This is a genomic window from Caulobacter sp. B11 (assembly GCF_002737765.1).
Taxonomy (GTDB): Bacteria; Pseudomonadota; Alphaproteobacteria; order Caulobacterales; family Caulobacteraceae; genus Caulobacter.
This window is the reverse complement of the sequence record NZ_PEGG01000104.1, coordinates 1-5,392: the sequence shown is the minus strand read 5'-3', so window position 1 is coordinate 5,392 and position 5,392 is coordinate 1. Positions and strand designations below refer to the sequence as shown.

General features: G+C 62.9%; 2 protein-coding genes and 3 pseudogenes. 2 read left to right on the top strand and 3 right to left on the bottom strand.

The annotated features are described in order from the left end of the window. Positions 1–303, top strand: a pseudogene (locus CSW58_RS05785) (ribonuclease T); the annotation flags it as partial. Positions 304–1,293: 990 nt separating this feature from the next. Then, the gene (locus CSW58_RS05775; RefSeq protein WP_099446643.1) at positions 1,294–2,220 is read left to right on the top strand and encodes a DUF4238 domain-containing protein; all 927 of its coding nucleotides are present in this window, start codon (positions 1,294–1,296) and stop codon (positions 2,218–2,220) included. 211 nt (positions 2,221–2,431) lie between these two features. Here CSW58_RS05775 and pnp read toward each other — a convergent pair. The 3 genes and pseudogenes from pnp to CSW58_RS05760 all read right to left on the bottom strand — a co-directional run. Continuing rightward, a pseudogene (pnp, locus tag CSW58_RS05770) lies at positions 2,432–4,569 on the bottom strand (polyribonucleotide nucleotidyltransferase). A 320-nt stretch (positions 4,570–4,889) separates the two neighbouring features. Continuing rightward, positions 4,890–5,159 (bottom strand): 30S ribosomal protein S15, encoded by a 270-nt coding sequence (gene rpsO, locus CSW58_RS05765; RefSeq protein ID WP_099446642.1) that lies wholly within the window; start codon positions 5,157–5,159, stop codon positions 4,890–4,892. A gap of 14 nt (positions 5,160–5,173) precedes the next feature. Next, positions 5,174–5,392: pseudogene (locus CSW58_RS05760) on the bottom strand (tRNA pseudouridine(55) synthase TruB); the annotation flags it as partial.

The window sequence follows — 5,392 nt, the reverse complement described above, 5'->3', positions numbered from 1 at the left end:
GCACGGCACCTGCGAATGGGCCACGCCCGAGCCTATTTCGCCAAGGCCGGGCGGTGCGCGAGACCCTCAACGTGCCCGACCTCAAGCCCGTCCGGCGACTGGATGACCGCCGGCCAGGTGCGCGACGCCTTCCTCAAGCGCAATCGCGGCCTGACCCGCGACGGCCTGAACGTGCGGGTCAAGAAGGACAATCGCCTGACCGAGGTCTGGGTCTGCCTGGACCTGGCGTTCAAGCCGGCCGCCTGTCGCGGCGGCAATGGCACGCCCGACAATGTGGCCGTGCGGGTGACGCCGAAGGGCTAGACACGGGTTGGCGGCCTCGCCGATTTTCACCGGCGAGTTGGGGAGGCGGCGGAGCGTCCGGGCCAGGCCCGGATGAGGATAGTGGGAGTACCGTTTCGGTCGGGGCCGGAGCGCTCCGCGCGATTGTTATTCCTCTGGCCGGGGCGCGCGGGTCTGGTTCAACCCTTTACCCCATCCGGACAACCGCCTTCGAAACCGGACCCAGCCATAGGCTGCAAGTCAGGTTTCTCCCGGCGGCCCCGGAGCGGACCTTCGGACGGGCGGAGGCTTTGGCCTTCCTCCGATGGACAGGTTTACGTCCCCTGTCCTCTTGAACCCGCTCAACCGCCCCCACCGCGCGTTCGGTCGCCAGCTGGACGCCCTCCCCTCGCGATGGAGCGAGGAGAAGTCTACGGCCGGTTTGAGCGCGTCTGACAGGCGCGCTCGTTCTATTTTTAGAACCTTGATTGAATTGAGGTTTGTTCGCCGTTCCCCGGGGATGGAGGACGGCCGATCCCCATGGCTCGCGCCAGGAATCCTTGTCATCCCGGGCGGCGTCCGCGCCGGAGGGAGTCCCGCCCTCGCCGCTACAAACCCCGTCATCCCGGGGCTTGTCCCCGGGACCCAGGGTTCAGCCGCACGGCCCTCGATCACGCCTGCACCGCCCGTGTGGCGAAGGGATGGGTCCCGGGAACAAGTCCCGGGATGACGGAGGATTATCGGGCCTGAAAGCGAAGCCGCCGCCCCTCGCGGGCGGAGCTGTCCTTACATCTCACGGCGAGACGATCGCTGGTCTGGAAAGGTCACTCAAGGACGACGCGCCGCGTCGCCGCGTCGCGGCCGCCGGAGGCGGTCCTTGACTGACCTTTCCAGACCAGCACGCTGCAGCCTCCAAGAGATTTAAGGATCGCACCGACCCTGGAGGTCGGCGGGCGGCCTGCTTGGAAGGCGGGGCCATTTCGGTTCACAGCGGCCAAGAGCTAAGCTGGAACTGCAAGTGACGGAGCCCGCATGTCGATCCCTCTTGATCACCATTACCTACCGGAGTTTTTTCAGAAGCGCTGGACGGCTGACGCCGACCCTTTGGTGTGGCGCTTCACTCGCCCCTATCAGAAGCTGGACGTTAAAAGGGTTTACCCAAGTCAGGCCGGGTTCGTGCCTGGTCTCTATTCCGTTCCTAGCCGACAGGACCCCGTCGCAAAGCAAGCTTTGGAAAGCGGCTTTATGACCCCGCTTGATACGCTTGCAGCAGAAGCACTCAGGTATATTGAGGAACACGGCAAGCGTCCCGAAGACCCGAAGCTGCACGACGGGTGGACGCGTTTTGTCATGTCGCTCATCTATCGGAATCCAAGAGCCGTCGCTCATTTGCGAAAGAAAGTCCGCGAGAACGACGAGGCCACATGGGCCGATATCGAGGCTCGCTATAGCGCAATGAAAAGCCCAGACGACCCACCGACATACGAAGAATATCGCAGGGCAGCCGGTACATCGCTCACTGACGAGAGCGAGGCAAAGCTAATCGCGTCGATGATCGACAATGCCGCCATCGGCACCTACCTCAACAGCATGCATTGGCGGTTCATCGAATTTGGAGACCCCAAGCATAGCCTCCTTTTGAGCGATGACCCGGTCATGATGTCGAACGGACTACGCCAACTCGAAGGATTCCTGATTGTCCCCGTTGGACCGAGGACGATGTTTATAGCCGTGAACGATCTTCGCGTTCTTGAGGCTTTTGTGTCCCAGGGAAACCGGATGCAGCGGGCGCTCAACGACGCAGTAGTGAGGCAAGCCGATCATCAAGTAATCGGTTCGGACGAAAGCCATCGAGCGTTCATTGATCGGCGCTTCAAGGTCGCTCCCAAGGAAAGCAACGAGCACTGGAGCGGGGCGATGCGCCTCACGTGGAAGGCCCCGATCGTCTGGAAGCCCTAGGTAGGTGACGACGACAGCAACCACCCTGCGTCCTTCGAGGCGCGCTCAGGAGCGCGCACCTCAGGATGAGGTGTTCAGAGCAACAAAGCTCCTCATCCTGAGGCGCCGCGTAGCGGGCCTCGAAGGACGCACCACACCCCCAAACGCAAAACGGGCGGCTCCTTTTCGGAGCCGCCCGCTGCATTTCATCCGGAAAGGACGCTGAAAAGGCTTACGCCTCTTCGGTCGCCGCTTCCTTCTTGGTCAGGTCTTCGCCGGTCACCTGGTCGACAACCTTCATCGACAGCTTGGTCTTGCCGCGATCGTCGAAGCCGAGAAGCTTGACCTTCACGATCTGACCTTCCTTCAGCACGTCCTGCGGCTTGGCGACGCGTTCGTTGCTGATCTGGCTGACATGGACGAGGCCGTCCTTGGCGCCGAAGAAGTTCACGAAGGCGCCGAAATCAACGACCTTGACGACCTTGCCGTCATAGATCGCGCCGACTTCAGCTTCCTGGGTGATCGACTTGATCCAGTCGATGGCGGCCTTGATCTTGGCGCCGTCCGAAGCCGAAACCTTGACCGTGCCTTCGTCGTTGATGTCGACCTTGGCGCCGGTGGTGGCGACGATCTCGCGGATCACCTTGCCGCCGGTGCCGATCACTTCCCGGATCTTGTCGGTCGGGATGGTGATGGTTTCGATCTTCGGCGCGTAGTCGCCGACTTCTTCGCGCGGCGCGTCCATCGCCTTGTTCATCTCGCCGAGGATGTGCTCGCGGCCGCCCTTAGCCTGGGCCAGCGCTTGCTTCATGATCTCTTCGGTGATGCCGGCGATCTTGATGTCCATCTGCAGCGAGGTCAGGCCCTCGCTGGTGCCGGCCACCTTGAAGTCCATGTCGCCCAGGTGATCTTCGTCGCCGAGGATGTCGGACAGAACGGCGAAGCCGTCCTTTTCGAGGATCAGGCCCATGGCGATGCCCGAGACCGGACGGATCAGCGGAACGCCCGCGTCCATCATGGCCAGGGAGGCGCCGCAGACCGTGGCCATCGAGGACGAGCCGTTCGACTCGGTGATCTCGGAGACCAGGCGGATGGTGTAGGGGAAGTCTTCCTTGGCCGGCAGCATCGGGCGCAGGGCGCGCCAGGCCAGCTTGCCGTGGCCGATTTCGCGGCGGCCGGGGCTGCCCATCCGACCGGTTTCACCGACCGAGAAGGGAGGGAAGTTGTAGTGCAGCAGGAAGGCTTCCTTGTAGGTGCCTTCCAGGGCGTCGATGAACTGCTCGTCGTCGCCGGTGCCCAGGGTGGCGACCACGATCGCCTGGGTTTCGCCGCGGGTGAACAGGGCCGAACCGTGGGTGCGCGGCAGGATGCCGACTTCACCGAGGATCGGACGGACCTTGTCGACGGTGCGGCCGTCGATGCGGATGCCGGTGTCGAGGATGGAGCGACGGACGATGTCGGCTTCCAGTTCCTTGAACACCGAGATCAGCTTCAGCGGATCGATGCCGGCCGGGTTGGTGTCGCTCTTGGCGAAGGTGTCGACGGCCTTGGACTTGGCGGCCGAGAGGGCCGCGACGCGGTCGCCCTTGGCGCGGATGGTGTAGGCGTCGGCCAGATCGGCGCCGACGGCCTTCTTCACTTCGGCCTTCAGGGCGTCGGTGTCTTCCGGCTTGAAGTCGAAGGGCTCCTTGGCGGCGTGTTCGGCCAGTTCGATGATGCCGTTGATCACGGCCTGCATCGACTTGTGGGCGAAGGAGACGCCGCCCAGGACGATCTCTTCCGAGAGTTCCTGGATTTCGGATTCGACCATCATCACGGCTTCGGCGGTGCCGGCCACGACGAGGTCCATCTTGCTTTCCTTCAGCTCGTCGAGCGTCGGGTTCAGCACATATTCGCCGTTGATATAGCCGACGCGGGCGCCGCCGATCGGGCCATGAACGGGGCGCCGGAGATCACCAGGGCGGCCGAGGCGGCGCACATGGCGACGATGTCGGGATCGTTCTCGAGGTCATGCTGCAGCACGGTGCAGACGACCTGGACTTCGTTCTTGAAGCCCTTGACGAACAGGGGGCGGATCGGACGGTCGATCAGGCGGGAAACCAGGGTTTCCTTTTCCGACGGACGACCTTCACGCTTGAAGAAGCCGCCCGGGATCTTGCCGGCGGCGTAGGTCTTCTCGATGTAGTTGACGGTCAGGGGGAAGAAGTCCTGGCCGGGCTTGGCTTTCTTGGCGAACACGGCGGTGGCCAGGACGACGGTTTCGCCCATGGTGGCCAGAACGGCGCCGTCAGCCTGACGGGCGATACGACCGGTTTCGAGGACCAGCGTCTTGCCGCCCCACTCGATCGTCTTGCGCATGATTTCGAACATGATTTTTGCTTCTTTCGGTTCCGAAGGACCCATTTCCTTCAGGACGGACAGGGGCGGGCGGCCGAAGGGCGGTCCCGAGTATTCCTCATCCAGTGCGACAGGCGTCCGGGGATCGTGATCTCCGGCTTACGTGTTCGGAGCCGCATGAGGCGGATCCGCAGCAACTCTCGTTTCGGCCTGTCTTGAAACGGGAGCCTCTAAACATTGTCGCGTGACGGGCGTCGAAACCGGAATCCACTTTCGCCAGATTTCGCCTTCGACTGTCACGCTCCATAAAAGCGTTCGGCCGCTCTGCCGGAGCAGAGCGGCCGAAGTGCGCCTTAGCGGCGCAGACCCAGCTTTTCGATGAGGGTCGTGTAACGACCGACATCGGACTTCTTCAGGTGGTCGAGGAGGCTGCGACGCTGGGAAACCATCATCAACAGACCACGACGGCTGTGGTTGTCCTTCTTGTGGGTCTTGAAGTGCTCGGTCAGGTTGGCGATCCGTTCTGACAGGATCGCGACCTGGACTTCAGCGCTGCCCGTGTCACCTTCGGTGCGGGCGTGTTCGGCGATAAGCGCGGTCTTGCGCTCGGCAGTAATCGACATCGGGATGTCTCCGCTCAGGTGAGTTGGAAGACCCGAACCGGATTGAGCTTTCCGGCGCGCATCTCGCACAAGGCCACCAACCTGCCGTCGAGCATGGCGGAAACGGTGCGATCACCGGGCGTGAGCTCGGTTTTCAACGATTCCACCTGCCTTGGGAGCAGAACGATGGCGCGTCCTTGCGCAAGCCGGAAGGCGTCTTCATCGGTCACGGCCAGCGCCGGGATGTCGTCCAG